The sequence below is a fragment of the Herbaspirillum sp. CAH-3 genome (assembly GCF_009668275.1).
Taxonomy (GTDB): domain Bacteria; phylum Pseudomonadota; class Gammaproteobacteria; order Burkholderiales; family Burkholderiaceae_D; genus Herbaspirillum; species Herbaspirillum aquaticum.
The window spans coordinates 91,167-117,109 of sequence record NZ_VSWE01000016.1 but is presented as its reverse complement, the minus strand read 5'-3'; the positions used below and the strand labels follow the sequence as shown (position 1 = coordinate 117,109).

The 25,943-nt window shown below is 60.1% G+C and carries 33 protein-coding genes; 6 read left to right on the top strand and 27 right to left on the bottom strand.

Annotated elements, in window-relative coordinates:
* Positions 1-16: 16 nt before the first annotated feature.
* The 11 genes from FYB76_RS20765 to FYB76_RS20720 form a co-directional block, all read right to left on the bottom strand.
* Positions 17-1,087, bottom strand: coding sequence for an integrase (locus tag FYB76_RS20765; RefSeq protein WP_195724687.1), 1,071 nt, complete (start codon positions 1,085-1,087; stop codon positions 17-19).
* Positions 1,080-1,301: a DUF4224 domain-containing protein gene (locus tag FYB76_RS20760; RefSeq protein ID WP_154134895.1), complete on the bottom strand. Its 222-nt coding sequence runs from the start codon at positions 1,299-1,301 to the stop codon at positions 1,080-1,082. Before FYB76_RS20760 ends, FYB76_RS20765 begins: the two co-directional genes overlap by 8 nt.
* 47 nt (positions 1,302-1,348) lie before the next feature.
* On the bottom strand, positions 1,349-1,714 hold the full coding sequence (locus FYB76_RS20755) for a hypothetical protein (protein ID WP_154134894.1): 366 nt from the start codon (positions 1,712-1,714) through the stop codon (positions 1,349-1,351).
* Positions 1,711-1,857 carry a hypothetical protein gene (locus FYB76_RS26715; RefSeq protein ID WP_008330650.1) on the bottom strand — a complete coding sequence of 49 codons (147 nt, stop codon included), beginning with the start codon at positions 1,855-1,857 and terminating at the stop codon, positions 1,711-1,713. The genes FYB76_RS20755 and FYB76_RS26715 overlap by 4 nt, the downstream gene beginning before the upstream one ends.
* Positions 1,854-3,905 carry a replication endonuclease gene (locus FYB76_RS20750; RefSeq protein WP_154134893.1) on the bottom strand — a complete coding sequence of 684 codons (2,052 nt, stop codon included), beginning with the start codon at positions 3,903-3,905 and terminating at the stop codon, positions 1,854-1,856. Before FYB76_RS20750 ends, FYB76_RS26715 begins: the two co-directional genes overlap by 4 nt.
* Positions 3,895-4,251, bottom strand: coding sequence for a hypothetical protein (locus tag FYB76_RS20745; protein ID WP_229297052.1), 357 nt, complete (start codon positions 4,249-4,251; stop codon positions 3,895-3,897). Before FYB76_RS20745 ends, FYB76_RS20750 begins: the two co-directional genes overlap by 11 nt.
* A gap of 85 nt (positions 4,252-4,336) precedes the next feature.
* Positions 4,337-4,558, bottom strand: a complete 222-nt coding sequence (locus tag FYB76_RS20740; protein WP_154134892.1) for a hypothetical protein — start codon at positions 4,556-4,558, stop codon at positions 4,337-4,339.
* A gap of 104 nt (positions 4,559-4,662) precedes the next feature.
* Positions 4,663-4,908, bottom strand: coding sequence for an ogr/Delta-like zinc finger family protein (locus FYB76_RS20735; protein ID WP_075259284.1), 246 nt, complete (start codon positions 4,906-4,908; stop codon positions 4,663-4,665).
* Positions 4,899-5,099 carry a hypothetical protein gene (locus FYB76_RS20730; RefSeq protein ID WP_154134891.1) on the bottom strand — a complete coding sequence of 67 codons (201 nt, stop codon included), beginning with the start codon at positions 5,097-5,099 and terminating at the stop codon, positions 4,899-4,901. Before FYB76_RS20730 ends, FYB76_RS20735 begins: the two co-directional genes overlap by 10 nt.
* Positions 5,092-5,334, bottom strand: a complete 243-nt coding sequence (locus FYB76_RS20725) for a hypothetical protein (protein WP_006461600.1) — start codon at positions 5,332-5,334, stop codon at positions 5,092-5,094. The genes FYB76_RS20730 and FYB76_RS20725 overlap by 8 nt, the downstream gene beginning before the upstream one ends.
* A gap of 15 nt (positions 5,335-5,349) precedes the next feature.
* Complete coding sequence (locus tag FYB76_RS20720; RefSeq protein ID WP_006465443.1) at positions 5,350-5,550, bottom strand: hypothetical protein; 201 nt, start codon at positions 5,548-5,550, stop codon at positions 5,350-5,352.
* Between the two features lie 84 nt (positions 5,551-5,634).
* Here FYB76_RS20720 and FYB76_RS20715 point away from each other — a divergent pair, with 84 nt between their 5' ends.
* The 5 genes from FYB76_RS20715 to FYB76_RS20695 all read left to right on the top strand — a co-directional run bounded on the left by FYB76_RS20715 (position 5,635) and on the right by FYB76_RS20695 (position 9,729).
* Positions 5,635-6,078: a helix-turn-helix domain-containing protein gene (locus FYB76_RS20715; protein ID WP_154134918.1), complete on the top strand. Its 444-nt coding sequence runs from the start codon at positions 5,635-5,637 to the stop codon at positions 6,076-6,078.
* A 301-nt stretch (positions 6,079-6,379) separates the two neighbouring features.
* The gene (locus FYB76_RS20710) at positions 6,380-6,802 is read left to right on the top strand and encodes a winged helix-turn-helix transcriptional regulator (protein ID WP_154134890.1); all 423 of its coding nucleotides are present in this window, start codon (positions 6,380-6,382) and stop codon (positions 6,800-6,802) included.
* Between the two features lie 408 nt (positions 6,803-7,210).
* Positions 7,211-8,176, top strand: a complete 966-nt coding sequence (locus tag FYB76_RS20705) for a helix-turn-helix domain-containing protein (protein ID WP_154134889.1) — start codon at positions 7,211-7,213, stop codon at positions 8,174-8,176.
* Positions 8,177-8,302: 126 nt separating this feature from the next.
* Complete coding sequence (locus tag FYB76_RS20700) at positions 8,303-9,034, top strand: alpha/beta fold hydrolase (protein ID WP_034332881.1); 732 nt, start codon at positions 8,303-8,305, stop codon at positions 9,032-9,034.
* A gap of 14 nt (positions 9,035-9,048) precedes the next feature.
* Positions 9,049-9,729 (top strand): OmpW family protein, encoded by a 681-nt coding sequence (locus tag FYB76_RS20695; RefSeq protein ID WP_229297051.1) that lies wholly within the window; start codon positions 9,049-9,051, stop codon positions 9,727-9,729.
* A gap of 562 nt (positions 9,730-10,291) precedes the next feature.
* Here FYB76_RS20695 and FYB76_RS20690 read toward each other — a convergent pair.
* From FYB76_RS20690 to FYB76_RS20630, 13 genes are all read right to left on the bottom strand, one after another.
* Positions 10,292-11,392 (bottom strand): porin, encoded by a 1,101-nt coding sequence (locus FYB76_RS20690; RefSeq protein ID WP_229297050.1) that lies wholly within the window; start codon positions 11,390-11,392, stop codon positions 10,292-10,294.
* 147 nt (positions 11,393-11,539) lie between these two features.
* Positions 11,540-12,196 (bottom strand): maleylacetoacetate isomerase, encoded by a 657-nt coding sequence (maiA, locus tag FYB76_RS20685; RefSeq protein WP_154134888.1) that lies wholly within the window; start codon positions 12,194-12,196, stop codon positions 11,540-11,542.
* 4 nt (positions 12,197-12,200) lie between these two features.
* The gene (locus tag FYB76_RS20680; RefSeq protein WP_034331389.1) at positions 12,201-12,917 is read right to left on the bottom strand and encodes an ABC transporter ATP-binding protein; all 717 of its coding nucleotides are present in this window, start codon (positions 12,915-12,917) and stop codon (positions 12,201-12,203) included.
* Between the two features lie 2 nt (positions 12,918-12,919).
* A complete protein-coding gene (locus FYB76_RS20675) occupies positions 12,920-13,669 on the bottom strand; it encodes an ABC transporter ATP-binding protein (protein WP_154134887.1) in 750 nt (249 codons plus the stop codon).
* Positions 13,666-14,691, bottom strand: a complete 1,026-nt coding sequence (locus FYB76_RS20670; protein WP_370516388.1) for a branched-chain amino acid ABC transporter permease — start codon at positions 14,689-14,691, stop codon at positions 13,666-13,668. Before FYB76_RS20670 ends, FYB76_RS20675 begins: the two co-directional genes overlap by 4 nt.
* The gene (locus FYB76_RS20665; protein WP_154134885.1) at positions 14,688-15,614 is read right to left on the bottom strand and encodes a branched-chain amino acid ABC transporter permease; all 927 of its coding nucleotides are present in this window, start codon (positions 15,612-15,614) and stop codon (positions 14,688-14,690) included. Before FYB76_RS20665 ends, FYB76_RS20670 begins: the two co-directional genes overlap by 4 nt.
* A 3-nt stretch (positions 15,615-15,617) precedes the next feature.
* Positions 15,618-16,805, bottom strand: coding sequence for an ABC transporter substrate-binding protein (locus FYB76_RS20660; RefSeq protein ID WP_154134915.1), 1,188 nt, complete (start codon positions 16,803-16,805; stop codon positions 15,618-15,620).
* Positions 16,806-16,861: 56 nt separating this feature from the next.
* Positions 16,862-17,185, bottom strand: coding sequence for a non-heme iron oxygenase ferredoxin subunit (locus FYB76_RS20655; protein WP_034331394.1), 324 nt, complete (start codon positions 17,183-17,185; stop codon positions 16,862-16,864).
* Between the two features lie 7 nt (positions 17,186-17,192).
* A complete protein-coding gene (locus tag FYB76_RS20650) occupies positions 17,193-17,663 on the bottom strand; it encodes an aromatic-ring-hydroxylating dioxygenase subunit beta (RefSeq protein WP_154134914.1) in 471 nt (156 codons plus the stop codon).
* A gap of 2 nt (positions 17,664-17,665) precedes the next feature.
* Positions 17,666-18,928, bottom strand: a complete 1,263-nt coding sequence (locus tag FYB76_RS20645) for an aromatic ring-hydroxylating dioxygenase subunit alpha (protein WP_154134884.1) — start codon at positions 18,926-18,928, stop codon at positions 17,666-17,668.
* A 28-nt stretch (positions 18,929-18,956) separates the two neighbouring features.
* Positions 18,957-19,655 (bottom strand): fumarylacetoacetate hydrolase family protein, encoded by a 699-nt coding sequence (locus FYB76_RS20640; protein WP_154134883.1) that lies wholly within the window; start codon positions 19,653-19,655, stop codon positions 18,957-18,959.
* Between the two features lie 81 nt (positions 19,656-19,736).
* Positions 19,737-20,798 (bottom strand): gentisate 1,2-dioxygenase, encoded by a 1,062-nt coding sequence (gene gtdA / locus FYB76_RS20635; RefSeq protein WP_154134882.1) that lies wholly within the window; start codon positions 20,796-20,798, stop codon positions 19,737-19,739.
* A 28-nt stretch (positions 20,799-20,826) separates the two neighbouring features.
* Positions 20,827-21,813: a 2Fe-2S iron-sulfur cluster-binding protein gene (locus FYB76_RS20630; RefSeq protein ID WP_154134881.1), complete on the bottom strand. Its 987-nt coding sequence runs from the start codon at positions 21,811-21,813 to the stop codon at positions 20,827-20,829.
* A gap of 137 nt (positions 21,814-21,950) precedes the next feature.
* Here FYB76_RS20630 and FYB76_RS20625 point away from each other — a divergent pair, with 137 nt between their 5' ends.
* A complete protein-coding gene (locus tag FYB76_RS20625) occupies positions 21,951-22,901 on the top strand; it encodes a LysR family transcriptional regulator (RefSeq protein ID WP_154134880.1) in 951 nt (316 codons plus the stop codon).
* On the opposite strand, the gene FYB76_RS20620 is transcribed toward FYB76_RS20625, so the two are convergent.
* The 3 genes from FYB76_RS20620 to FYB76_RS20610 form a co-directional block, all read right to left on the bottom strand.
* Positions 22,898-23,539: a TetR/AcrR family transcriptional regulator gene (locus tag FYB76_RS20620; protein ID WP_154134879.1), complete on the bottom strand. Its 642-nt coding sequence runs from the start codon at positions 23,537-23,539 to the stop codon at positions 22,898-22,900. The genes FYB76_RS20625 and FYB76_RS20620 overlap by 4 nt on opposite strands.
* A 205-nt stretch (positions 23,540-23,744) precedes the next feature.
* Positions 23,745-24,698, bottom strand: a complete 954-nt coding sequence (locus FYB76_RS20615; protein WP_154134878.1) for a PDR/VanB family oxidoreductase — start codon at positions 24,696-24,698, stop codon at positions 23,745-23,747.
* A gap of 55 nt (positions 24,699-24,753) precedes the next feature.
* Positions 24,754-25,929, bottom strand: coding sequence for an ABC transporter substrate-binding protein (locus tag FYB76_RS20610; protein WP_154134877.1), 1,176 nt, complete (start codon positions 25,927-25,929; stop codon positions 24,754-24,756).
* Between the last annotated feature and the right edge of the window lie 14 nt (positions 25,930-25,943).

Here is a 25,943-nt window from a genome sequence, read left to right as displayed (position 1 = left end):
CGATGGCGTAGCACGGCTACTCGAATCGCGACTTTAGTGGTTGCACAATCTCCGGCCGCCGGCGATAAACCCGCTTCGTAGTTCGACTGTCTGCGTGAGAAAGAAGAGCCCTAGCATGCTCCAAAGTCGAAGCATCGCTAGCGCACTTCGCGCGCAAATCATGGTCGGTAAATGATTGCTTCACCTTAGTTTCGCTCATGACTCGTTCCATAAACCTCTGCCAAATGGAATCCCAGCCACTGTAGTCATCTCTAATTTCGTTATAGTAGCTGGTCCCCTTCCGAGTGCAGAAAAGCCAGTCTACCTTTTTAGGCCGGATATCCATTGCTCGTGCTATCTCCTCGCGCAATTCTGGAGTCCAAGCATAAATGGTGCGCTTCCCGGTCGTATTCTTGACCTTACGGCGCTGGACATGAATGCCGTCATCCTTGAAGTCCTGCGAGGGCCGCAGGCGCAGCAAGTCCCCCTTGGAAATGCCGGTCAACAACTTGATTCGTATGTAGGCCTGCACCACCGGAATAGCGGACGACCCACCCGACGCATGCCGCTGAAGCCCCAGAGATTCGACAATCTCCCAATCTTCCACATATCGGTCACGCGGCGGATTTGATGGAAGGCGCATTTGACCAATGAATGGATGACGGTCGACGTATCCCCACTCCACTGCCTTGGTAAATGCATGAGATAGCAGCGCGATGGCACGACGCGATGCAACCTTTTTAGGTGACTTGTCAAAAAACTGATACACAAGCTGCGGGCGCATGTCAGTCAGCAGCAGCTCACCAAACACGGCCCTAAGTTGACCGGCATAGCGATTCTGATCGAGCTGCTGCTTCGGACTCTTCATTGGCACCACCTCCAGCGCGTAGCGATCCAGCAACTGCGCCACAGTCTCAGCATTACCGCTATGTTCCAGCCGTGCAGCCCAGGTCTTGTATGCTTCTGGCAGTGTCCCTCCCAGGCGAAACTTCTTCTTCCCATCCCACCGGGCTTCTAGGCCAGGCGGCACTTGATAGTAGTAGGCACCATGAATCAATTGCCAGCGCGCCGGCAGTCCTCGGTTCTCAGGATTACGCTTTCTAGGCATGTGTCAGCGCCTTCCAATTCGGCTCACGAACAGATAGTTGACGGGCTGACTGCTCGCCCGCCCCTAGCAGCTTTTCAACGTGCGCCTGGAGGACCACCAGCGACCCATCGGCACGGACCTTGTATTGGATACCCATCGCATTAAGCTGCTTCTGCTGCGCCTTCGCACGCTTACGCTTCGTGAGATCCGCGATATCCCTTTCATTCAGGAACATTCTATTCTCCCGACGACACCTCTCTAGATGCCGTAATTATTGTGAAATCAGGCTACGGTAATTGAAGCGGCCGGCAGGCCACGGGTCAGCCCACCGCTATAGTCAGCCAGGCACAAGCGTCGTGATTTAGCATCGGAGGCAGCACAACGGCGCACGCCGCCTGCGTCATCGCAAGCGATCACGTCGGCCAGGGGTACCCCTCGAAATTGGCCGGCCAGCTCGTTGTCCAGCTCCACCCAGGCGAATCGCTGCCCGTTGCCTAGGTGCTGACGAATGACCGAAACATAGCCCGCCAGCACCCCATCGTCGGGTGTGTTGAATGTAATGCGGTCCAGGGTCTGGGGTGGCTGCATTACGAAGTCACGCGGCTTGCTGGAAGGGGGGATCACATCAAATTTCACAGGTGCATTCATTGCTTCTTCTCCTTGGTGGCCGTTACAGAACACACGCCAAAACGATCGACGGCGGCGGCGATCACGTCGCAGCTATGGGCTGCGATGGCGGTGTAAGAATGGCGTGCGCTGGCAGTGCGCACGACGACACGAAACGCGGTCATGTGGCGTTCCCTTTCGTTGGGTTGGTATCAATCGGAAGTTCGGTCACATCGAGCCGACCGGCACGCCAGTCGGCTACCTGGCGAGGCGTGCCGTGACGCGGGGATTTGTCCGGTACCGGCGCCATGCGTGGCCAGGGGCATGCCTTGATGGCGTCCCATGAGGCCAGCGCGCGGCCCTGTTCATCAGCCGTCATAGCCGGTGCTGGCCACGTTGGCCTGTCATCGACCGCCGGCCGAGGCCAGGGGCATGCGCCCAGGGCAAGCCAGGCATGCTCAACCTGTGCGGCTTGGTCCGGCTGGAACGTGACCGACGTCGGCGCGGTCTTCGGCTCAAAGGACACATCGGCCGCAAAGTCAGTCCCGGCGGGCTGCGTACAGTTATTTACACGAGTCCAAGGGAACCCCAACCCCGCCGATGCGCGGGCGTCGTGCCCTTGAACTGGCGTCCATGTGTGGCGAACGGATTTAAAAACCACACCGACCATCTGGCGGCACTGGACGCCATAAGGCATGAGCCGTTCGCACTCTTCATAGCGGCCTGTGACAGTCTTGGTTTCCTTGGCTAGCGTGACCATCAGATCGTCGCGTTTCACCAGAGCACCACCTTGCGCACGCAGATAACTCGCCCAGCATGCACGCTTCTCGCCCTCGACCTTCTGCACCGCATCCCAGGCAGCGGCCATGGCCGGCGGGGCTTGTTTGACCATGTCTGCCGGCACGCGGCGCAGCTCGCGCCATACGCTCACCGGTGCGCCACCCCATTGTTGGAACTGACGAATACCCCAGCGGGCCGCCCAGGCTTCTACGCGGGCTGAGGGCGTGAGCTCACGATCCCCGGCCATGTCGGTGGTGATGAGGTAGCCTTCTTTGGTCTTGTGATCGGCCACGCCGTCAATGTTCTTCGCCACATACTTGGCGATGTAACCGGCAGCGCTGCCTTTCGCCCAGTCGATGCGCTTCACATCTAGGCGGCGCTTGAATGCCCCTGGTTCACCCCGATCCACGCGCCAGGCGTATCTCTTCATGATGCGAATAGCGCGGCTGGCGACGTCCTTGACGTGCGGCGTGGTGTAGCCCGGCAATGCGCGTACGAACACCAGCATGTGCCAGTGAGGGCAGCCATCGTGATGCGGTTCCGCAATCCGAAAGCCGTACAGACCGATGCCGCGCCGGGCCAGCGCTGAGCGCGCCAACGCAGTCATCTTTCCCAGGTATTTATTAGCTGTGCGCGGGTCCGAGCCGTCATACTTCGGATTCGGCTTGCCCGTATGCAGCATGGCATGGAAGCGCGACGGGCACGACCAGGTGAGGAATAGCCCCTGATCGTTGCACTCCTTTGCAATGACCTCGAAACCATTGATGCGCAGCATGAGTTCGCCGCGACGAATAGTCTTGTTCGCGGTTGTCTTCTCAGCCAGCTCAGCAATGCTGAATTCCTGGCCAGCCTCATTTCGCACCATGGTCGCTTCCAGCGCGGCGGCATTTCTCCGGTTCTGCGCCAGGCGAGACAAGACGGCGTCATTACTGGCATAGGGCTCGCCGTGGTAGTGAACGTAGCCCAGGCGGATATTGCCGCCCTCAAAGGCCCGACCGACTACCTTGCGCAATTGTCGGCGCCACCAGCGCGGATCCACGACACGCGCAATGATGGCGCGCAGATCGTCATCGTCCACTTCAGGCATATCAATGCCGTAGTCACTACACTCTTGCTCGATGAGGTCGCGTGCGTGGGTGTCAGAAATCGCCTTCCACAAGACTTTCTTGACGTTCTCGGCGGCTTTCTCGGCCGTGGCGCAGATATCGGCATCATCCTGCGACAGATCGACGCCAGCCGGCACATACTGCTCAGCGAAGTCACGCACGAATTCCACTGCCACCGGCTCGAAGATCTTGTTCCAGTGCCATACCGACATCAGCTCCAGTGCCTGGCTCACGACACGCCCGCGCCACTTCAGCGGAATGCGTGCCAGTTCTCCGGCAAACTGCCGCGACTCGACAAAGGCCCGATGCCGACGGCGTGTCTTCGCATCGACTGTTCTAGACTGCATTGAGCGCTCTTTCATACGTCGTGATGGCACGCAGCACGGCATGGCGCATGGCCAGGCGTTCCGCTTCAGTAAATGAGTGAATAGGGCATTCCCAGCGATCCGCCGAGAGGCCCGCCAGGGCCAGAATGTGCCTGCGCACGGGCTTTGCCATCGCCGCCCAGGAGTAGGCAATACCGGTCTGGAGATTGGGCCGCCGCCGGTTGCGCAGCAGGGAAATGGATTTACTTAGCTCAGCCTTGGCAGCCTCGTTACCCGGAGGCGTGGGCACCCATGCCGCGCGCTCGCGCAGCAGGTCGGCTGCCGGACGGAATGACGCATGGTCCTTAATTCGTGCACCGCGCATCATTACCCTTTCACCAAGCCGAGGGCGGCCAGCAAGGCGGGTGCGAGCAGCAAGAAACCAGCAACGCAATGAGCGATTACAGTACGCATTACCATGCCCCCATCAGGCCGCCCAGGCGCTGCAAGCGCTGGACAAGGCGTGCGGAAATAACGTTCTTCCCTTGCCAGATCACATTCCACTGCAGTTCGTCCTGCAGCACGGCCTTGCGCAGCAGCATGCGCTGGGCGCATTGAAATTCCTTGATGTCGTCGCCCATGCGAAGCCGTAGCGCGGCGAGGGCAAGCGTAGTCTGTTGCTGGTCGAGAGCCATAGCGAGGTTCCTTGAGGGCGAGCGAATCCCGCGTGCGCCAGACGGCGCACGACAGGTCTTAGTCAATTTGGGGTTCAGCGACCGGCTAAGCGGTCAACAGCAAGTCAGGCGGTGCCTGTTCCTTGGGGCGCGAGATAGGCTCGCGGCGAGATGGGAAGGCTCACCTCGGGATTGGGCATCGCGGACATCGAAACGGTACGAGAAATCTCCAACGTGGCAACGAAGGTATGACCGCAATCGACGTTCTGGCATCGATAGGTGATTTCCTTCATCAGCGTAGACATGGTCCGGCTTTTGGCTGCACGTACAGGGCTTTGGCAATGAGGGCACGGCAGGCTGATTACACGCATGTTGTTTTCTTTCCCTTGATGGCATAGAGTGCACGCCCCTTGCCTGTAACACGTTTGATACCTTCTCGAACAGATTGCGCCATGACGAACTCGGCCGCTTGTTCTATGGTGTCGAAACCCTCACGGTTCATGATCACTTCCAGGGCTTCGACTAACGCAGGATGGGTGAACGGTAATTCGATATCAGGCATTGCGAGGCACTGAAAAGTGGCTCGTGAGCGCCTTGGCTTGCACGTTCTGCTCGGATAAGATCGGCATCGAATAGGATTGCGCCAGGGCGATGGCCTGATGCATCAGCAGATCATGGGCCAAGGTGGCCAGATTTTCACCCTGGTACTGCGCCAGGGCTTTCATGATGTCGTAGTTGTCGTCGTTGACGCGCACCACGATGCGGCGATGACGGATTTTGCGGGGATCGTCGTACATGGCAGCCTCCGATGCTCAAGCCCGTCCGGCCTTGACGTCTTTGTCGTAGGCCGCCATGCCGCGCAAGATCAGCAGGCGCACGAAGGAAGAGCGCGTGCGCAAATCCTGGCGGGCCAACTCAGCCAGTCTTTGCTCTTCATCAGCTTCAAGGCGGAAGGTAACGGCCACCGAAGTATCGGTATGGGGGCGGGATACGTGCTTGGAGAGAGTAGGCATATGGGATAATCGTTGTACACGTCACTTAGCAATGACGTGAATATTAGTTCTCAAAAACGTACCTGTCAAACAAATATTTGCGCAATGAGTACCTTTGGTCAAAGATTAAAAGATGAACGTAAGCGCCTAGGCCTTACCCAACCGGAGTTTGCTGCAGTCGGTGGGGTGGAAAAAGGGGCGCAAATTAATTATGAGCAAGACAAACGCTTTCCTGGTGCGGACTATCTGATTGCAGTCGCAGCCCTTGGTGTCGACACCCAGTATGTTTTATTAGGTGTTCCGTCTGCCGATGGGTTGACGGAAGACGAATCGGAGCTTCTGGTGGGATATCGGAAGTTGGATCTTCGTTCGAAGGCTCGCGTCCTTGGCGTGGTCGAAGGAGCGAGCGATACGGATAAACCCGCGCCCGCACCCAAAGGCCGAGCGAACATCACCATTCACGGCGGAGTCGGGCAACAAATTCACGGGGAGACCTTTAAAAAGGTCATTGGTCCTCAGATGGTCAAAGCCCCGTCTAAGAAGAAATAGATTTCTAATTTCTCGTGAATTAGAGCAGTGCCTTTGCGATGTCGTCGGAAGGCTGCATTAATGATTGATTTTTTGAAGTAGGGTAGGAATGGTAAGAAAAATAAAGATTCGGGGGAATGTTTCTCAGCTCATCAATGGCGATGTGCATAGTGTCACCGGACCCACGACCGCTGAGACTCGGAATTCGAGTGAAGTTGTTGAGTTGCATCCAAAACTGACCCACTTTCCCCGGAAATTTGCATCCTAAGTTGACCCATGTTTAGACCACAATCCTGCTCATCACAGCGAGCGGGAGAACGGAGTGATAGACGTGGCCCTACTTGGAATTATTCGGCGCTGGTACATCCGCGATCGCATCTCGATCAGGGAAATCTCCCGCCGGCTGGACATCTCTCGAAACACGGTTCGTCGCTATATCCGATCCGGAGCGATCGAGCCTTCCTACCCATCCAGGCGATCATCCAGTGCCCTAGATGAATTCGCGCCTCGACTTTCAGCCTGGCTCAGCGCCGAGGCGGTCAAATCGCGCAAGCAGAGACGAACCCTGAAACAGATGTTCCTGGACTTGAGGGAGCTGGGATATGAAGGGTCGTACGACCGTGTGGCAGCCTTCGGGAGGCAATGGAAGGTGGGTCAAATGGAAAGGGTCAATTCTGCGAGCAAATCAACACACTTGAATATATGGAGGGTCCACATTCGATGCAAAATGCGGGTCAGAACTTGATGCAATCTCACACGGCACCAACGGAGTCATCCCGCAGCCATTGCATGACCCTGACCTGTGTGAACTCGACTCCATTTTCAGACCGAACGTAGGCCGGCTTTCTGAGTATCCGAAATTACAGGTTCAACTTTATGTTCGATGAGTACATTAAGGGCCAGTGTTGGCTGGAAAAGAGGGCGAAGAGACACACCCGTAGAGCTTATTTCCATCCAGAAATATCATGCCCCGTGATATTGAAGATCACGCCCGTTGCATGTCGCGGCGATGACCCGGCTTATATAATGGGCTAATAAAATACTAGGCCCATTCCTAATGATGGAATGGGTTTTAGATAAAATCAGGGACGCACACGCACGGAGACGACCGCAGCCATAGTGCACTCCGGCGATCTTCTGACTGGAGACAAGCATGGGCCAGGGCACCCGGGTCTGGACTACGGAGACGGTTCAGTCCACACAGCGTTTCGACTACTGGGTCGGCGCAATCTGCGAATGCTTCCTCGAAATGGAAGCCGACAGTGGCGTGCGCAAGGAGTTTTCGGCGCGACTGGAATCGACGGAGATGGCCGGGCTGCATCTGAACCGCGTCACCGGCAGCGCTCAGGATGTCTATCGCACGCGTGCCGCCATCAGCCGCAGCAATGGCAATTACTACTACCTGCTATGCAAGGAAGCGACACCCTGCAATATCGTCCAGCACGATCGCAATGAGGCGCGTCTGCTACCGGGTGACCTGGTGTTGATCGATTCACGGCAGCGCTATTCACTGCATTTTCCCGGGCGGGTCGATACCCTGTCGATCCAGCTGCCCATCGGCTGGCTGGACGCCTGGCTGCCCAATGCCCAGCAGATGCTGGGCCGGCGCGTGGACGGCAACAGCGGATGGGGTGCGGTACTGGCTGCCTATCTGCGCCAGGCCGCTAGCGCGGCATCGGCTTTGCCGGCGGCGCAGCATCGCGAACACCTGGGTGGACTAATCGCGGCCGCGTTCGTGACGACTGCCGGAGAGTCGGCCGTCGCGGAGGACGTTCATCTGAGTGAACGCATTGAGGCCGCAGTGGGTGCGCGCTTTGCCGAGCCCGGCCTGAGTGCCGCCGAAGTCGCCGACAGCTTGGGCATCTCGGTGCGAACGCTCTATCGGGCACTGGCCCATAGCAAGCAAAGCTTTGCCGCGCTTCTTAACCGTCACCGGCTGGCCGCTGCACGGCGCATGCTAGGCGCGCCTGCGTGCCGGCATCTGACCATCGCCGAGATCGGCCGTCGCGCCGGATGGCTCGATGCGTCGCATTTCACCCGCACCTGGCTGGCACATACTGGCCAGCGTCCCAGCCAGAGCCGGCGCGAGCCGGCCAGCAACATGTCCCGAGCTGATTGAGGAAAGCTTCTTCGGTGTGACCAACAGGATGGCACTGAGCGGCCAGAGTGGCGGCACATAACGGCTATCCGGCGGCGGGGCCATGCGCCACCATGCAGTCTCCCACTACAACATCATGGAGACAGCATGACTACGGATACCTATGTACTGGTGCATGGTGCCTGGCACACAGGCGATACTTTCGAATCCACCGCCGCGCACCTGCGCGAACAGGGACACACCGTTCACTGCCCTACACTCGTGGGCAACCGCCCGCAGGAAGACTACCGGACGATCAATCTGCAAGACAGCATCGATTCGCTGGTGCAGTACCTGGAACAGCATGACCTGCATCAGGTGCGCTTGCTGGGTCACAGCTATGGCGGCATGCTCATCTCGGGCGCGGCCGATCGTGTGGCGCACCGGTTGCAGCGCCTGATCTATCTCAATGCGTTTGTGCCGCTGCCGGGTGAGAGCCTTGCCGACATGACGCCGCCCCATTACCGCGAATTGTTCCAGTCGCTGGCTGAAGCCAATCAAGGGGCCATCATGCTGCCCTATCCAATCTGGCGCGAGAATTTCATCAACGATGCGGATGCCACGCTGGCGCAGCGCGCCTTCGATCAGCTGCATCCGCAGCCCTATCGTTGTCTCACCGATGCGCTCGCCCTGAACCAGCCGACGGCCACTCTCATGCTGGGCAAGTCCTACATCAACTGCCGTCAGGACACCGCACTGCCGCACAGCCTGCCCTGGCATCCGCGTCTTTCGGAACGTCTCGGCCTGTTCCGTTACGTGGAGATGGATGGCAGCCACGAGGTCCTGTTCACCAACCCGACAGCACTGGCGCAAGCCATCGTGATCGCTGGTCGCGATTGAAGAGGGAGAGCGAGATGAACATCACACATCGCCTTGCTTGCATCGCCACGGCCGCCATGCTGCTGCCGGCAAGCTGCGCGCTGGCACAACAGCCTTCAGCCGCACCTGCGTCCCCATCGCCGTGGAGCTTCTACGCCGGCTACGCTCATATCGGTTTCTCTGCCTCTGCCACCGTCAAGGTCAATGGCGCACAGGTCAATGGCGGCAACGCCAGCGCCGCCGACAACAGTTCGCTCGCCTTCGGCGTGATCTATCACTTCGATGAACGCTGGAGCGCAGAGCTGGCTATGGGTCTGCCACCGACGGCAACTCTCAGCGGTGCCGACACGCTCTCCAGCGCCGGCAAGCTGGGCAAGGTCACCTACGGGCCGGCAGTGCTGTCGCTGCGGCACAGCTTCCTGGCCGATGGTCCGGTGCGGCCCTATATCGGAGCGGGCATCAATTACACCCATGTGTTCAGTACCGACGATGGTTTTGTGCGCAATCTGAAGGTCAAGAGCGCCTTCGGTCCTGTGTTGCAACTGGGCGTGGCAATTCCCTTGAAGGATCGCTGGAGCTTGCTGCTGGATGTGAAGAAGATCTGGGTCAGCACGACAGCCACCGGAACGCTACCGGCCTTCGGTGGTGCCGCCACGACGTCCGATGTGCGTCTCGATCCGCTGGTGAGTACGCTCACGCTCAGTTACAGCTTCTGATTCATTTCCTCCTTACGACCAGGCCCGAGGGGACACGCAAGTGTGTCGTCGGGTCAGCGCTTTCTGCCTTCCCCTTTACTCCTCGATCATTTCGGTCTTGAGCGTGGTGTCGGATAACGGCTGGAAGATCAGTCTGGCATTCACTGGTAGCCTCCTTTCTGGCGTAACTTGGCATACCAGAAGCAATTGATGCCGCTCTCGGGCAACTTCACCGGATTCTGCAAAAAGCGTAGGTTGAACGATTCAAAAGTCTGTTGAGCCGACTGGCAACAGCGAGGTCATCCCCAAAGCAGCGACATCCTGAGTTATGAGGTCCACGGCTACAAGGTTTCGTATCAGCTAGTGCAGGCAAGTAAGGCATAAATGACGCAGTTCAATCCTGCGAAGAAATCAACGCAAAGCTCGAGCGCAATTGCGCATTTTCCAAGTAAAAATGGCCCGCCATCTGGCGGGCCAAACAACGACACTACTCTGCACGCAAGTATCGCCAGCGATGTCCAGGGTGGTTACGGCGAGTATGTCTGTCCTTCTCTTCTGAAGAAGGCAACCAATCCCGTTGTCCCTAGAACATATGGCGAATACCAGTCATCACGCCAAACTGGTTCTTGCCGGCGCCGACCGTACCGCCAGCATCAAGGGCCAAGGCCGAGGTCCCGCCGTTCTTGATGTAGCCCATCGACGTATAGATGGCCGTGCGCTTGGAAAGATTGTATGTGAGCCTTGCCACCGACATCGTTGCGTCATTGCTGCTGCCCTTGACGTTCAGGCGTATCAGCTGGCCGTCCAGCACCAGGGCCGCAGAGAAGGGATAGCTGGCACCCAGGTAGTACAGATCGGAGTCGGTGTTCACATTGCCGACAGCGCGGGTGCGGCGATCGATGATCCCTCCGCCCAGCTTGACCTCACCCAGCATGACGTATCCGTTCAGCGTCACGCGCTGGTCGGTGTTGCCGCTGCTGCTGAGGCCGCCGGAAGCGCCGGCATTGCCATACATGATGTCGTAAGATGAATTTATGCCAAAGCCCTTGCCGTCATAGCCCAGCAAGCCGGTCACCTGGCGGCAGGCCTTGGCGTTGCCAGCCACCTCTCCCGGGCAGTTGGTGGCCGAGGGGCCGCCGGCGGAGGCAGCGTCGCGACCGAAGCTATAAGTGGCGCCGACGGTGAAGCCGTTGAAGTTGCCCAGATAGCCGATGGCGTTGTCACTGCGCGCATTAGGCAGGTAGCTGTCGATGCTGTTGATGGAGAACAGGCTGGGGCCGATGACGTCGCTCTTGGCAGTGGCAAGGAAGGTCATGTTGATCTGGCGTCCCAGCGATACCTGGCCCCAGCCGCCTTTGATGCCGACGAACGATTGCCTGCCGAACAGGCGGTTGCCCTGCCCCATACCGCCGCTGTCGGGGGCGAAGCCGGACTCCAGGACGAACAGGGCCTGGAGGCCACCGCCCAGGTCTTCGCTGCCCTTGAATCCGATACGCGATGGATAGCTGCCAGTCAGCGACGGCATCTTGATCACGGAATTTCCGTTTGCATTGGCATTGGTTGTGTAGGCTACGGCGCTGTCGATGATCCCGTAAATCATCACCGACGAGCCTTGCGCCTGCGCCGCGCCAGACAATACCATCCCTGCCAGCGTCATAGCGCCGGCGATTTTCATCTTCTGCATGTTTCCTCCTGTAGTTGTCGAAAGGATGGCGCCGCGTAGCCCGGTCTCTCTGCCGGCTATCGTTTTTCTGTGGGCGCACTCCGTAATGTCGCTGTCAGTTCTTGCCTGCCCCGGTCGGGAAATATCGGGCGCTTGCCGGCCAATGAATCACTCCGCATCCGGCTGGCGCGCCGGATGGGCATCACGGAAAGCATCCAGCTGTTCGCACTCTCCGGCGATGCCACGTAGGACGGGATAAGGTTCAAGGTCAACCTCGAAACGGCGGGCATTGAACAATTGCGGCACCAGGCAGCAATCTGCCAGCCCCGGCGTATCGCCACAGATGAAGCGGCCGCGCATGGACGAGCTCGCCACCTGCCGCTCCAGAGCTTCCAGGCCGAGACGGTTCCAGTGGTGAATCCAGGCCTTCTTCTGTTCTTCCGATACACCCAGTGTGCCGCTGAGGTATTTCAGCACCCGCAGGTTGTTCAACGGATGCATCTCGCAGGCGATGCTGGCGGCGACCTGGCGCACGTAGGCACGCTGCGCCGTATCCGGCGGTAATAGCGGAACCTGTGGATAGCGCTCCTCCAGATATTCCAGAATGGCCAGTGACTGGCTGATCAGCCCGGTGCCATCATCCAGGACAGGGACCAGCGCCTGCGGATTGAGCGTCTGGAAGACGGCTCCGAACTGCTCTCCGCCATTGCGGTTGAGGTGCACCGCACGGTAGTCGAACGGCAAGCCTTTCAGCTTCAGGGCGATGCGTACACGGTAGGAAGAGGAACTACGGAAATAGTTATGAAGGATGCGTTCTGCGCCCATGGCGTCAAACTCCTAGGTACTGGTGGATGAGTTCTGTTTCACAGGCCAGCTGCGCCGAGGTACCCGACCACACTACCTGCCCCTTGTCGAGCACGAAATGACGATCGGCCAGCTTGAGCAGTGGCTTGATGTTCTTGTCGATGACGATCTGGGCCAGGCCCTCCTGCTTGAGCGCCAGCAGAGCATTCCAGATTTCCTGGCGCACCAATGGCGAAAGACCTTCGGTGGCCTCGTCCAGCACCAGCAACGAGGGATTGGTCATCAACGCGCGACCGATGGCCAACATCTGCTGTTCACCGCCGGACAACTGCCAGCCCTGGTTACCGCGCCGTTCCTGCAAGCGCGGGAACAATGCGTAGACACGGGCCAGGTTCCAGGGCGCGGCAGCAGATTTCTGACGCGGGGCGCGGGCCGTGGCCACCAGGTTTTCTTCCACGTTCAGATTGGGAAAGACCTGGCGCCCCTCGGGTACCAGGCCTAGGCCGAGACGCGCGATCTCGTGCGAAGGACTGGCATGGATCTCTTGTCCGCACATCCTGATACGCCCGCGCTGTACGCGCAGCAGGCCGAACAGGCACTTGATGGTGGTCGAGCGTCCCATGCCGTTGCGTCCCAGCAGGGTCACCACCTCCCCGGGCCGGACGTCGAAGCTGACACCGAACAGGGCCTGTGCCTGGCCATAGGAGGCGCTCAGGTTCTCTACTTCCAGCAAAGCTGTCATGCTCACTCCTCCTCGCCCAGATAAATCGCCTTGACCTCGGGATGGCGGCGGATCTCTTCAGGCGTACCGCAGAACATCACCCGGCCGTAGACCAGCACCGTGATGCGGTCGGCCAGCGCGAACACCGCTTCCATGTCGTGTTCCACCAGCAGGATGCCGTAGCGCCCTTTCAGACGCTGCAGCAAGGCCACCACCGCGGCAGACTCCTGCCCACTCATGCCAGCCATGGGTTCGTCCAGCAGCAGGAAGCGGGGTTCGGCTGCCAATGCCATGGCCAGCTCAAGCTGGCGCCGCTGACCGTAGGCCAGTTCGCCCACCAGCGTGCCGTCGATGGCCGCCAGGCCGACCTCATCGATGACTTTTCGCGCGATGACCGCCAGGTCAGGCTGTCCCAGCAGCGAACGCAGGAACGAGAAGCCGTGGCGCCGCGCGCCGTGCGCGGCCAACATCACGTTCTCGCGTACCGTGAATTCCTCGAAGACGGCGGTGATCTGATAGGACCGCAGCAACCCGCGGCGGGCGCGTTGCGCGATCCCCAGCGTACCGACATCGCCTCCCTGGAAACGGATGACACCTGAGTCGGCCCGCAGCTCACCGGAGAGCTGATTGATCAGCGTAGTCTTGCCGGCGCCATTAGGGCCAATGATGGCGTGCAACTCACCGGGACGAATGTCCAGGTCCACCTGGTCCGTAACCAGGAGACCGCCATAACGCTTGGTCAGGCCTCTGGTTTCAAGCAATGTCTGGCTCATCGCGATTCCTCTCCGGCCAGGTTGGCGGCAAGCCGTGTAGCGTGCCCGGTGCCGCGCTTGCGCAGGGCAAGGCGTTCATCCAGCTTGGACAACACTCCCATGATGCCCGCGCGTCCCGCGAGGGCAATCAGTACGATCATCGGGCCAAAGACCACAGCCCAGTGGTCCGTGTACGACTTGAGAATTTCCTCCACGCCCAGGAAGCTGATGGCACCCAGCAACGGACCGGCGACAGTGCCCATGCCTCCCAGCACCACCATCACGATCAGGTCGCCCGACATCGACCAGGCCAGCGAGCTGGGCGAGGCAAATGCATTCAGGTTGGCAAAGAGCATGCCGGCGAGCGCACAGACCACCGCAGAGATGACATAGGCCGCAAGCTGGTACTGGCGCGTGGCGAAGCCCAGGGCATTGATACGGCGCGGGTTCTGGCGGGCGCCGCGAAGCACCATCCCGAACGGCGCGCCATGGATGCGCCACATGGCCAGCAGTGCCACGCACAGCAAGGCAAAGGCGGTGTAGTACAGGGTCTTCAGGTCGCCCAGGCTGAACCAGCCGAATTGGGATGGTGCGGTAATAGTCATGCCATCGTCGCCACCATAATGCTTCAGGCTGACGAAGACGAAATAGCCCATCTGCGCGAACGCCAGCGTGATCATGATGAAGGCGATACCGCTGGTGCGCAGGCTGATGAAACCCGTGACTGCACCCAGCACGCCACAGACCAGTACGCATGCCAGCAGATGGAGCCAGCCGGCATCGATGCCATGGAAGGCGGGAATGGCCACGCAATAGCTACCCACGCCGAAGAACAAGGCATGACCGAAGCTGACCAGGCCACCATAGCCCAGCGCCAAGTTGAGCGCCACGGCGGCCAGCGCGTACACCAGCATGCGGGCGAACAGGGTGATGAAAAAGGCCTGGTCAGCCCATTCGGCAAGCACCGGCACGCAGGCCAGCAGCACCAGCAAGAGGAATGGCACCCAGAACGAGAAACCTCGTGTTCGAGAGGTCGACATCATGACTTTCCTCCTGCGGGAAACAATCCGTTCGGCTTGACCGCCAGCACCACGGCCATCAGCACGTACACCAGCATCGAGGCCACTGCTGGACCCGCCGCCGTGGCCGCTTCGCGATCCATCAGGGTGCGGAATATCTGCGGCAGGAAGGCCCGCCCCAAGGTGTCGGCGATACCCACGATCAGCGCCGCATACAAGGCACCACGAATGGAGCCGATGCCGCCGATGACGATGACCACCAGAGTGGCGATGAGCACCGGTTCGCCCATGCCGGACTGGATCGACAAGATGGGGCCGGCCATCACGCCAGCCAGGCCGGCCAGTACGGCGCCGATGGCAAACAGCAAACCATTGAGCAGGCCGATGTTAATGCCCAGTGCGCCAACCATGGCCGGGTTGACCGCCCCGGCGCGGATCAGCATGCCCAGGCGGGTGCCGTTGATCATCCACTGTGCACCGGCAGCCACCAGCAGGCCGGACACGATGATGGCCAGACGATAGGCCGGATAGTTGGCGCCCATGATCTCGATGCTGCCCTCAAGGAAAGAGGGTAGTGGCAGGAAATAAGGCTGCGGGCCAAACAGGATGCGTACCAGTTCGTTGAAAAACAGTACCAGGCCAAAAGTCGCCAGCACATGGTCAAGGTGGTCACGCCGGTACAGGCGCGCAACTACCAGGCGCTCCAGCGCCATGCCAAGAACGGCACACCCTCCCAGGGCGGCTACCACTGCCCAGAAGAAATTGCCGCCATATTCGTAGCCCAGTGCCGAGAAGTAGGCGCCCATCATGTACAGCGAACCATGGGCCAGGTTGACGAAGCTCATGATCCCGAACACCAGCGTCAAGCCGGCCGCCAGCAGGAACAGGAGTACCCCGTATTGCACTCCGTTGAGTAGCTGGGTCGCGATCTGCAGGAAAAGGTCCATGACTTACTTCCTCGCGCACAGGCTGCCATAGCTGTCGGCGTGATCTGCCAGCGCCACGCTGCTGTGGCGGACCTCTACCTTGCCGCCGCTCTTGACGACATCAAAAATGTAGTAGTTCTGGACCGGCATGTTGTTGTTATTGAAGCGGAACGGCCCGCGCACAGAGCGGAACTCGCCACCGGCGGCCTTAACCGCTGCAGCGAAGGCCTTGCGGTCGCTGGTGTTGCCGTTGCTCTTCTGCACTGCCACGTCCAGCACCCGCGCGGCGTCATACGCGGTGGCGGCATATTCGCTGGGGACCCGCTTGTAGCGCGCCTGGAAGGCCTCGACGAATTTCCTGTTCTCTGGATTGTCGAGCGCGGCATCCCACATCGCGCCGTACACGCTGCCCACGGCGGCATCGCGCAACGCGGGCATGGTGGTACCGTCCACAGTAAAGATGGAGAACAAGGGCAGCTTGCCCAGGAGGCCGGCTTGGCTGAACTGCTTGACGAAGTTCACACCCATGCCCCCCGGATAGAACACGAAGACGGCATCCGGCTTCAGTGCCTGGATCTGCGAGATCTCGGCGGAATAATCGGTCTGACCGACCTGGGTATAGAGTTCATCAGCCGGCGCCCCCTGGTAGAAGCGCTTGAAACCGGCAAGCATGTCCTTGCCTGCTTGGTAATTGGGCGCCAGCAACACCACGCGCTTGAACCCCTTGGATTTCATGTGCTGACCAACCGCTTCGGCTGCACCATCGTTCTGCCACGCGACGGAGAACACATTGGCTGCGCAGGATGCCCCGGCGACCGGTGACGGCCCGGCATTGGTGCCTATGGCCACGATGCCAGAATCGATGATGGGCTTCAGACCAGCCATGAACACATTCGAGAAGCCCATGCCGACGATGGCATCGACCTTGTCCTTCTCGATGAACTTGCGGACGATCTGCGAACCGATTTCCGGCTTGAGCTGGTCATCTTCCTTGAACAGGGTCACAGGACGTCCACCCAAATTCCCGCCATTCTGCTCGATGGCCAGATTGAAGCCGTCCACCTGATCCTGTCCCACGACGGCCTGGCTACCGGTTAAGGGCGCCGAGAAGCCGATCCGGATGGCATCGGCCGCAAGCGCCGGCACCGATGCCAGCGCCGCCATGGCCACCAACGCACCGGCGCCCGCAGCGAGTGTCTTCGAATTTTTCATACTGTCTCCTCTCCTGTCATCATGGGAATGGCGCCGCATGCGTGGCGACGCCTTTATTAGATTGCAACGAAGACCTTGCCGTCCTCGATCCGTATCGGATACGTACGTACGTCGTCAGTCAGCGGCGCGCACATGGCCTTTCCGCTGCGGATATCGAACTTGCCCTGGTGTAAGGGGCATTCGATCTCGTGGCCGTCCAGGAAGCCGTCACACAGCCTGGCGTGGCCATGGGTGCAGATGTTGTCGGTGGCGAAGACCTGGTCATCGACTCGATACAGGGCCAGGTCCTTGCCCGCGACTTCGACGCCGATCACGTCATCGGCGGGAATGCCGTCAACGCTACCGGCCTCGATCCATTGTTCAGTGCTGGTATCGCTCATGAATGCCTCAGATTGGATAGATCAGGGAATTCGGAATCATTTCCGAGTCGTAGATGCACAGCTTCGCGCTGAACCGCAGTCCCTGCGGCGTCATACGAACTTCATCCAAATAGCGCCCGGCATTGAAGACGGTGGTCTCCTGGCTCATCTTGGTGCGCAGGATCGAATAATTGGCCTCGACCCGGAACAGCTCCCCTTCCACCGATTTCAGCAGAGGCAAGCCCGTCACATTGCGCTGGTAGTACGGGTCGTGGAACAAGGTTTCGCGGATCCCATAGACCCGGTCATGCAGCATGCCCTTGCTGATAAAAGACATTGTGGCCAGGGGGAAGCCGCGCTCGAAGTTCTCGCGCGGCTGCACCTTGTAAAGGCATTGGTCGGTAAAGAAGTCCGGCCATTCTTCCCAGCGCCCGTTGCTGGTCACTTCGGCATAGCGGGCATAGAGCTGGCACAGTTCGACATACAAGCTGGCATCCATCATCAGACCTCCATCACCTTGCGCCAATAGTCATACATGCCCCGGATCAGGGTCTCCGTCACCATGTGCTCGGTATCGTGCACGTCGCGCCCATCCAGTTCGGCCAGGGTCCGGTGAATCGGCTTCTGCTCGAAGCCACTCTGGGAAAACTCGATCACTTCGCCGTCGTCGGCCGAAACAAAACCGGCCGGGCCAAACAGGTTGGCCTGGATCAGGCGGCGTTCGGTCATTTCCTCGGTGTCGTCCTCGAAACCGAAATGGGTCCATACGAAATCGAAAGAGCCGGCCCCGTTGGGCTGGATGTGGCGCGTCGACACACTGTTGACCTGCTGCTGGAAGATCACGCTGGGAAATACCGTCATCATCACGGCCGTCGGCCCCTTCCACCAGTCTTCCTGGACGATGTCGAGTAGTCGCTTGTCCTGGATCTGCATGCTCTCCTTGAAGCTGCTCACACCCGCCGTCACCTCGTTCTTGACTCCGCCGGTGCCACGGGTAGAGATCATGGCTGCATGGCGGAACTTGTCGTCCATGCGCAACTGCGACTTGTTATCCGCCCGCCACAGGCCATAGGTCACGAACCAGGTATGCAGCAGTCCGGGGTGATACGGATCCTTGATGTTTTCCTGCATCAGCTTCCAGTTGCCCGGGATGCGCTGGCGGTTATAGCCCAGGATCTTCAACTGGCGCCCATTGAACAGGCGATCGAAGTAGGCCAGGATCTGCGGCCCGAGGAAATCTTCCAGCGACTCCACGTCCTGGTCGAAGGAGGCGAACACGACGCCGCCGCGGCGCGCCACCTTGAGCTTGGTCAGGCCGTGCTCCTCAACCTTGAAATCGCTTGGCATGCCGCCGTTGACCTTGCCATCCTGCTTGACCCCGCGCCGGAACGGTACGCCCTGCAGATCGCCGTTGAGCTTGTAGTTCCACTGGTGATAGGGACACACCAGTTCCTTGCGGTTGCCGCTGCGCTCGCGACAGAACTGCATGCCGCGATGGGCGCAAACGTTCTCGACCACATTGATCTCGCCGTCTGCATCGCGGATCATCACCACCGATCGTTCGCCCACGACCGTGCGCTTGAAGTCGCCATGATGCGGGATCTCGGCCTCCAGGCCGACATAGTTCCAGTGCCCACGATAGAAGAATCGTTCCAGTTCGCGCTGGTACAAGCCCTGGTCGGTATAGGCCCAGAACGGGATGCGGCTGGAACCGCCACCGGCCCATTTCTGCTCGACCGGGAAAGCTTCGCTGGGGTTATGCATGTCAGGTCTCCTCTGCTACCAACGGCGATCAGTCCGCCACGCGCACGCGGATCGTGCCAAGGCCTTCGACGCTGCCTTCCATCAGGTCACCGCGGACCACAGCAGCCACGCCTTCCGGAGTGCCGGTCATGATGATGTCGCCGGGTTCCAGTGGCTCGTATTGCGACAGGTAGGCAATGCTTTCTGCGACCGACCAGATCAGTTCCTTGACGTCGGAGTGCTGACGAGCTTGACCATTGACAGTCAAGGCAATGGCGCCGCCTGTGACCTGGCCGACGCTGGCCACCGGGTGAATCGGGCCGATCGGCGCGGAATCTCGGAAGGACTTTCCGAACTCCCAGGGACGTCCCTTTTCGCGTGCATCCAGCTGCAGGTCGCGGCGCGTCATGTCCAGGCCGACGGCATAGCCGTACACATGCGACAGGGCGTCGTCGACAGTGATGTCCTTGCCGCCACGGCCGATGGCGACCACCAGTTCGATCTCATGGTGGAAGTTGGCGGTCATGGGCGGATAGGGAATGCGGCTCTCGCTCTGGCCTGCCTGCACGGCAGCATTGGCCGGCTTCATGAAGAAGAACGGGGGATCGCGCTCGGGATCCTTGCCCATTTCGCGTGCGTGGGCGGCATAGTTACGCCCCACGCAGAAGATACGATTGACGGGGAAGACATCGGTGCTGCCGGCGATCTCGAGGTGGATGACAGGCGCAACGGGTACGGCGTAGTTCATGAAGGCTCCGATTGAAGATTGAGTAAGTGCCCGGCCATCCGAGCAGCCAGACGCACGGGTCGAAATGGATGGACGGATTGATCAGGCTTGCCGATGTGCCGGCAAGCGCTCTTCGCGCCAGAAGCCGATGGCCTGCTGCGCCGGCCGGTCGGAATAGCTGAACAGGATCGTCTCGCGCCCGGCCCGCAACTGCAGCGTGTACCAGGAGGGCAGGACGAACACATCGTTTTCCTGGAACTTCAGCAGCTGGTCGCCGACCAGGGCCTCGCCCTCGCCTTCCAGGCAGACGTAGACGGTGGCATCCGTACTGCGATAAGGCAGGCTCTCGAAACCGGCGGGCAGCAGCTGGATGAAGGCGCCCATGGTTGGCATGGGCGATGCGCCGGTGGCCGGATTCACGAAGCGCTGCTTGTACCCGTGGTGTGCATCAATGTCACCCAGTGCGATCGTCTTGAGGGCGCTGCGGGTCTGCGCAAACGGGTAGACGAAGACCTTGGTGGGCGCACTGGGCGGCTGGTGGAAATCGACCGGTACCATGTTGCTGCCATAGCGCGCCAGCGCATCGCCTTCGTGCCGGGTCACCCCCTGAGAATGGGCCGCGCCAGGTTCCGCGAAGCCAGTATCGAAGAAGCGCGCCAGCGGAATATCCAACCCATCCAGCCAGACCACCGGGTCTTTGCCCAGATTGCCGTGGTCATGCCAGGTCCACGCTGGCGTGATGATGAAGTCACCGCGTCGCATGGTGGCCCGCTCGCCGTCCACCGCGGTATAGGCACCCTCGCCGTCCAGCACCAGGCGCAAGGCCGATTGGGTATGGCGGTGTGCCGGTGCCACTTCTCCCGGCATGATCAGTTGCAGGCCCGCATACAGCGTCTGGGTGACGGAGGAGTTGCCGCGCAGCCCGGGATTTTCCAGGATCAGCACGCGCCGCTCGGCCTCCTCGGCGCTGATCAGTCGGCCGGCCTGCATCACATGCTCGCGCACGTCGGCGTACTTCCACAACACTGGTGTAATGGCTGGCGTCGGCTGCCTCGGCACGAGCCGGCCCAACACTTCCCATAGCGGCGTCATGCTGAAATGATTGATCTGGTCGTAGTACTGGCGGCGCTCGGCACGCACCATTTCTGGCACTTCGGCTTTCATCTCGTCTCCTTGTTTCGGTCTCTTGCTGTCAGTCAGGACTGGCGTAGAACGCATCGGCGTAGATATGCTCCATCGCGATCCCCCTGGCTTTGGCGATCAGGGTCGCCGCCTCGACCATTGGCGGCGCACCGCACAGGTAGGCACGCCAGTCGCGCAGATCGCTCCAGTCGGCCGAGACCGCATCGGTCACCAGACCCACGCGGTGGCGGGTACCCGGCTCGTTGGTGGCGATGACCACGTGGACATGCAGGTTCGGGTTGCGCTGCGCCAGCTCATCCAGCCACGCTTGCCCATAGACGTCTGCGGACGAGCGCACGCCGAAATAGAGGTGGATGGGATTGGTCATCTTCAACGCAGTAGCCGCGCGCACGATCGACAACACCGGGGCTAGCCCGGTCCCGCCGGCGATGCACAGCACCGGACCTTCATGCTTCCTGCGCAGGTAGGCCGTGCCCATGGGGCCCGATACCCGCACGGCATCGCCCAGCTTGAGCGTATCGAAGACATAGCCGGTGACCCGCCCACCGGGTACCTTGCGAATATGGAATTCGAGGGTGTCGTCGTCGGCCACACCGGCCATCGAATAAGGCCGGATGTGTTCCGGCGTAAATTGCAGAATGGCGTACTGGCCTGCCGAGAACGAGAGCGGCTTGGCTGACTTGAGCACCAGGCGCTTGATGTCGTGCGTGAGATCCTCGATCGCCACCACGCTCGCCTTGAGGATGCGCGCGGGATGGGCCACGATCTCGTCGGGCTCCGGAATCTCCACCACGCAGCTCTCGGTCAGCACGCTCATGCAGGCCAACACATGGCTGCCCCCGCCCGGGTTGGTCAGCTTGGCATCGCCAGCAGACTCCAGCACCTTGCCTTCGACGAGCTTGCAGCGGCAGGTTCCGCAGCGGCCTGCACGACAGCTGTAGGACACCGGCACGCCATTGGCCTGCAGTACCTCCAGCAGATTGTCTCCCGCCTCTACGGCGAACGAACGCCCGAGTGGTTGCACCACCAGTTCCATGCCTGTCTCCTCAGCCTGCTTGTCATTTTTTTGTTGGGTGAGGCGATTATAGGAAGTGGCTATTTATAAATATATAGTATTCTCTGAATTTCAAAAATCACTGACAGTGATATTACTCAAGTGACCCGGGAGCTGGAATGGAACTCAAGGACATCGATCTCAACCTGCTGGTGGTGTTCAACCAATTGCTCGTCGACCGTCGCGTATCGATCGTGGCCGAGAAGCTCGGCCAGACACAGCCAGCCATCAGCAACGCGCTCAACCGCCTGCGGCGCCTGCTGGGTGACGAACTGTTCCTGCGCACCTCCAAGGGGATGGAGCCGACCTCGCTATCGATCCAGCTGGCCGAGCCGATCGCCTATGCCCTCAGCGCCATACACAGCACACTCAACCAGCAAGCCCTGTTCGACCCGGAACGCACCAGCCGCACCTTCACCATCGGCATGACCGATATCGGTGAGATCTATTTCCTGCCGCGCTTGATGGACACGCTGGCGGGCATCGCACCTAACATCTCGATCAACACCGTGCGCAACACCACCATCAATCTCAAGGACGGGATGGAATCGGGCCACGTCGACCTCGCGGTCGGCCTGCTGCCGCAATTGAAGACGGGATTTTTCCAGCAGCGGCTCTTCGAACAGAAATACGTCTGCCTGATGCGACGCGGTCATGCACTGGACAAAAAGAAGATCTCGGTGGAAGAATTTTCAGCGGCGGAACACGTGATGGTGGTGGCACCCGGCACTGGTCACGCGAAGCTGGACGAGGCCATCGAGCGCAAGGGGATCCGGCGAAACATACGCCTGTCGGTGCCACACTTCGTGGCCGTGGGCCATATCCTCTCGACCACCAACATGATCGCCACCGTCCCGGAGCGTTATGCGCGCCAGTGCCTGGCCCCGTTCAACCTGCGTTTTCTGGAGCATCCCGTGGACTTGCCGGAGACCGGGATCAATGTGTTCTGGCATGCCAAGTTTCACAAGGAACCAGGCAACCAGTGGCTACGCCGGTTGATGTTCGATCTGTTCTCAGACAAGAAAAATGCCGCCGGCAGTACATCGATGCAGGAACCGGCCGGCCGTTAGTTCACACTGATGGCCGACTTGATCAGCCCGGTCCAGTCCTTGAGAAGCTGCCTGTAGTAGCTGTCATCGTGGCGCCACAGACGGTTGATCGCCATGCCCCTTACCAGGTTCAGGGTGAGATTGAGAATGGTATTAGCCTGCTTGGCAGAGAAACCTGCGGCACGAAACACCTGCAGCCACACTTCGTTGGTGGTCTCGCGATAGTGCTGCATCACCGGCAAGATCTGCTCCATCAGTTCGACATCGGTGCGCGCCACGATGATGACTTCCAGCGCCGCCACGAACGGCCAGTCGAAATACACGCTCAGGCTGTCGGTAATGAAGCCCGCTACCGGATCCTTGACAGCCTTGGACGACTTGGCCACTCGCTGGCCACGTTCGATCGCGACCTCGTAGACGGCTGCGGTGGCGGCCACCACCAGTTCAGCCTTGGAATTGAAGTGATGCATCAAGGCGCCGTTGGACAGGCCGGAGCGGGTGGCCACCTCTTTGGTGGTCAGGCCGGCGTAGCCCTTTTCCATCAACACCTCGATGGCCGCAGTCAGCAAGCGGTCGCGCGCCTCGCGGGTACGATCGCTCTGGCTGCGGCGGGCCGGCTTTTGCTGCGTCGCGCTGTCACCCTGTCCGGTGGACTGCATCAGACGGTTATCTGCGTCGGTGTGCAGCCCAATTGACGAAGCGACGGAGGAGACCATTTTTTGAAAGTGGAAAAATTACCTGTGGGCATCCATTATACCGCCGTGCCGCGCGGATTTCCGGTGCCAACGCATGTGCGACAAGGTCCTCCAGTTTGCCGATTTCTTTCAGGCGAGGCGGGTTCCACGTCCCGGTCTCGCCTTGCGCTCACAGGTCCAGCACCAGTACCGGCGACCTCGCGCGCGAACAGCACGGCGTAAACTGGTCGCCCCGTTCCCGTTCCTGGTCTGTCAGATACTGGTCACGATGATCCGGCACGCCTTCGCAGACCCGGGTAAGGCAGGTTCCGCAAATCCCTTGTTCACAGGAAACTGGGATCTCGACCCCCGCCTGGGCCAGCGCTTCCACGACGGTCTGCCCGGCCGGGATCGCTATCAGACGGCCGCTGCTTTGCAGCTTGACCGTGAAGGCCTCCCCGGCCGCTACCGGCGCGGCAGTGAAAGCCTCGTAGTGGAGATGTGCCCATTGCATCTGCGCACAGGTATCCTGCACGTACTTGAGAAAGCCAAGTGGGCCACAGGCATAGACATGAGCGTCCGGCTCCGTATGGCCCAAGATGTCGCCTATACTCGGCCGCGCCACCCCGGGAGCATCATCGAACCAGAACGACACCATCGCACGCAGAGGCGACTGCAGTATCTGCGCATGAAAGGCCGTTCGCTCGGCGCTGCGGGTGAAGTAATGCAGGTGGAAGCGGCGTCCCTGGGCCAGCAGTTTCCAGGCCATCGACAGCAAGGGCGTCACACCGATGCCGCCCGCCAGCAGCACCACCGCATGTTCACCGGGCACCAGGCGGAATAGGTTGCGCGGTTCGCCGATCAGCAGCGTGTCGCCGACAGCCACCTTATCGTGCATGGCCAGTGATCCACCGCGGGTATGGGGATCGAGCAGTACGCAGATCTGGTAGCGCTGGTGCTGTGCGGGATCGTTGCAGAGCGAATACTGCCTCACCAGACCACTAGGCAGATGAACGTCGATGTGCGAACCGGCGCTGAACGCCGGCAAGGCCTGGCCATCGCTACGCTCGAGTTCGAAGAGGCAGATATCTAATGCAGCGCGGCGCTTCTCGACGACGCGCACGGGAATGGTCTTGAGGGTCATGGATGCAGCCGAGACGGCCGCTGGACCATCCCGTCGTGGAGTAAAGAAACGCTGATCAGTTCTTCAGCGGGCACTTGTCGTGATAGGCGTCCTCGACCGCCTTGAAGGGCGTGGCCACGGTCTTGAGGCTCAGCCGTCCCTTGCGATCCTTGGCCACTTCCAGGATGCGCATGTCCTGGATCGGGAAATGATTGTTGTTGAAGCGGAAGCTCCCCCGTACGGAATGGAAATCTGCTGCCTTGAGCGCGGCCATGAACGCCGGCTTGTCCGCCACGTTGCCGCTGACCTTCGCGATGGCAGAGTCCAGCAACTGCGCGGCATCATAGCTTTGGGCAGCATAGTTGGAAGGAATCCGCCCATACTTCTTCTCGAAGTCCTCGACGAAGCGCTTGTTGGCCGCCACCTCCAGATCCGGCCCCCAGAAGCTGCCACTGACCATGCCCAGGGCGTTATCGCCAATCGATGGCAGGTTGATGGCGTCGGCCACGAACACCGACAGCAAGGGCACTTTCTTCATCAGGCCCGCCTGCGCATATTGCTTGGCGAAACTGACACCCAGGCCACCGGGGAAGAAGGCGAAGACCGCATCCGGCCTGGCCGCCGACACCTGCGAGATCTCCGCCGCAAAATCCAGCTGATTCAGCTGCGTGTAGATCTCCTCCACCACCTGCCCCTTGTAATGGCGCTTGAAGCCGGCCAGCGTATCCTTGCCGGCCTGGTAGTTCGGAGCCATCAACAGCACACGTTTGTATTGCCGATCGGTGGCATACTTGCCGACCACTTCGGCGGCCTGGTCACCCTGCCAGGCGGTGATGAACTGGTAGGCAGAGCATTGTGCGCCGGCGATCTGCGAGGGGCCGGCGTTGGAACCGATCAGGAAGACCTGCTGGTCGGTCACATACTTGTGCACCGCCATCATGATGTTGGAGAAGGACACACCGGTGATGATCGACACCTTTTCCTTCTCGATCAGCCGCCGCACCGCCTGGTTGGCCACATCCGGCTTGAGTTGCGTGTCTTCCTTGATCACCTGAACCGGCACATTGCCCAGCTTGCCGCCATTGCGTTCGACGACCAGCATGAAACCATCGTACTGATCGCGCCCGATCGAGGCCTGCGGCCCCGACAGTTCACCGATGAATCCTATCTTCACCGGCGTCTGCGCAGCAGCTGGCACCCATGCGGCCGCGACCAAGGCGGCCATGGCGGCGCCTTTCCATGCATTCTGCATTGTTGTCTCCTCTG

What these genes read in the sequence shown, in the direction of transcription:
- FYB76_RS20765 (WP_195724687.1), bottom strand. Translation starts at nt 1,087, where the DNA reads ATGCCTAGAAAGCGTAATCCTGAGAACCGAGGACTGCCGGCGCGCTGG.
- FYB76_RS20760 (WP_154134895.1), bottom strand. Translation starts at nt 1,301, where the DNA reads ATGTTCCTGAATGAAAGGGATATCGCGGATCTCACGAAGCGTAAGCGT.
- FYB76_RS20755 (WP_154134894.1), bottom strand. Translation starts at nt 1,714, where the DNA reads ATGAATGCACCTGTGAAATTTGATGTGATCCCCCCTTCCAGCAAGCCG.
- FYB76_RS26715 (WP_008330650.1), bottom strand. Translation starts at nt 1,857, where the DNA reads ATGACCGCGTTTCGTGTCGTCGTGCGCACTGCCAGCGCACGCCATTCT.
- FYB76_RS20750 (WP_154134893.1), bottom strand. Translation starts at nt 3,905, where the DNA reads ATGCAGTCTAGAACAGTCGATGCGAAGACACGCCGTCGGCATCGGGCC.
- FYB76_RS20745 (WP_229297052.1), bottom strand. Translation starts at nt 4,251, where the DNA reads ATGATGCGCGGTGCACGAATTAAGGACCATGCGTCATTCCGTCCGGCA.
- FYB76_RS20740 (WP_154134892.1), bottom strand. Translation starts at nt 4,558, where the DNA reads ATGGCTCTCGACCAGCAACAGACTACGCTTGCCCTCGCCGCGCTACGG.
- FYB76_RS20735 (WP_075259284.1), bottom strand. Translation starts at nt 4,908, where the DNA reads ATGCGTGTAATCAGCCTGCCGTGCCCTCATTGCCAAAGCCCTGTACGT.
- FYB76_RS20730 (WP_154134891.1), bottom strand. Translation starts at nt 5,099, where the DNA reads ATGCCTGATATCGAATTACCGTTCACCCATCCTGCGTTAGTCGAAGCC.
- FYB76_RS20725 (WP_006461600.1), bottom strand. Translation starts at nt 5,334, where the DNA reads ATGTACGACGATCCCCGCAAAATCCGTCATCGCCGCATCGTGGTGCGC.
- FYB76_RS20720 (WP_006465443.1), bottom strand. Translation starts at nt 5,550, where the DNA reads ATGCCTACTCTCTCCAAGCACGTATCCCGCCCCCATACCGATACTTCG.
- FYB76_RS20715 (WP_154134918.1), top strand. Translation starts at nt 5,635, where the DNA reads ATGAGTACCTTTGGTCAAAGATTAAAAGATGAACGTAAGCGCCTAGGC.
- FYB76_RS20705 (WP_154134889.1), top strand. Translation starts at nt 7,211, where the DNA reads ATGGGCCAGGGCACCCGGGTCTGGACTACGGAGACGGTTCAGTCCACA.
- FYB76_RS20700 (WP_034332881.1), top strand. Translation starts at nt 8,303, where the DNA reads ATGACTACGGATACCTATGTACTGGTGCATGGTGCCTGGCACACAGGC.
- FYB76_RS20695 (WP_229297051.1), top strand. Translation starts at nt 9,049, where the DNA reads ATGAACATCACACATCGCCTTGCTTGCATCGCCACGGCCGCCATGCTG.
- FYB76_RS20690 (WP_229297050.1), bottom strand. Translation starts at nt 11,392, where the DNA reads ATGCAGAAGATGAAAATCGCCGGCGCTATGACGCTGGCAGGGATGGTA.
- maiA (WP_154134888.1), bottom strand. Translation starts at nt 12,196, where the DNA reads ATGGGCGCAGAACGCATCCTTCATAACTATTTCCGTAGTTCCTCTTCC.
- FYB76_RS20680 (WP_034331389.1), bottom strand. Translation starts at nt 12,917, where the DNA reads ATGACAGCTTTGCTGGAAGTAGAGAACCTGAGCGCCTCCTATGGCCAG.
- FYB76_RS20675 (WP_154134887.1), bottom strand. Translation starts at nt 13,669, where the DNA reads ATGAGCCAGACATTGCTTGAAACCAGAGGCCTGACCAAGCGTTATGGC.
- FYB76_RS20670 (WP_370516388.1), bottom strand. Translation starts at nt 14,691, where the DNA reads ATGATGTCGACCTCTCGAACACGAGGTTTCTCGTTCTGGGTGCCATTC.
- FYB76_RS20665 (WP_154134885.1), bottom strand. Translation starts at nt 15,614, where the DNA reads ATGGACCTTTTCCTGCAGATCGCGACCCAGCTACTCAACGGAGTGCAA.
- FYB76_RS20660 (WP_154134915.1), bottom strand. Translation starts at nt 16,805, where the DNA reads ATGAAAAATTCGAAGACACTCGCTGCGGGCGCCGGTGCGTTGGTGGCC.
- FYB76_RS20655 (WP_034331394.1), bottom strand. Translation starts at nt 17,185, where the DNA reads ATGAGCGATACCAGCACTGAACAATGGATCGAGGCCGGTAGCGTTGAC.
- FYB76_RS20650 (WP_154134914.1), bottom strand. Translation starts at nt 17,663, where the DNA reads ATGGATGCCAGCTTGTATGTCGAACTGTGCCAGCTCTATGCCCGCTAT.
- FYB76_RS20645 (WP_154134884.1), bottom strand. Translation starts at nt 18,928, where the DNA reads ATGCATAACCCCAGCGAAGCTTTCCCGGTCGAGCAGAAATGGGCCGGT.
- FYB76_RS20640 (WP_154134883.1), bottom strand. Translation starts at nt 19,655, where the DNA reads ATGAACTACGCCGTACCCGTTGCGCCTGTCATCCACCTCGAGATCGCC.
- gtdA (WP_154134882.1), bottom strand. Translation starts at nt 20,798, where the DNA reads ATGAAAGCCGAAGTGCCAGAAATGGTGCGTGCCGAGCGCCGCCAGTAC.
- FYB76_RS20630 (WP_154134881.1), bottom strand. Translation starts at nt 21,813, where the DNA reads ATGGAACTGGTGGTGCAACCACTCGGGCGTTCGTTCGCCGTAGAGGCG.
- FYB76_RS20625 (WP_154134880.1), top strand. Translation starts at nt 21,951, where the DNA reads ATGGAACTCAAGGACATCGATCTCAACCTGCTGGTGGTGTTCAACCAA.
- FYB76_RS20620 (WP_154134879.1), bottom strand. Translation starts at nt 23,539, where the DNA reads ATGCAGTCCACCGGACAGGGTGACAGCGCGACGCAGCAAAAGCCGGCC.
- FYB76_RS20615 (WP_154134878.1), bottom strand. Translation starts at nt 24,698, where the DNA reads ATGACCCTCAAGACCATTCCCGTGCGCGTCGTCGAGAAGCGCCGCGCT.
- FYB76_RS20610 (WP_154134877.1), bottom strand. Translation starts at nt 25,929, where the DNA reads ATGCAGAATGCATGGAAAGGCGCCGCCATGGCCGCCTTGGTCGCGGCC.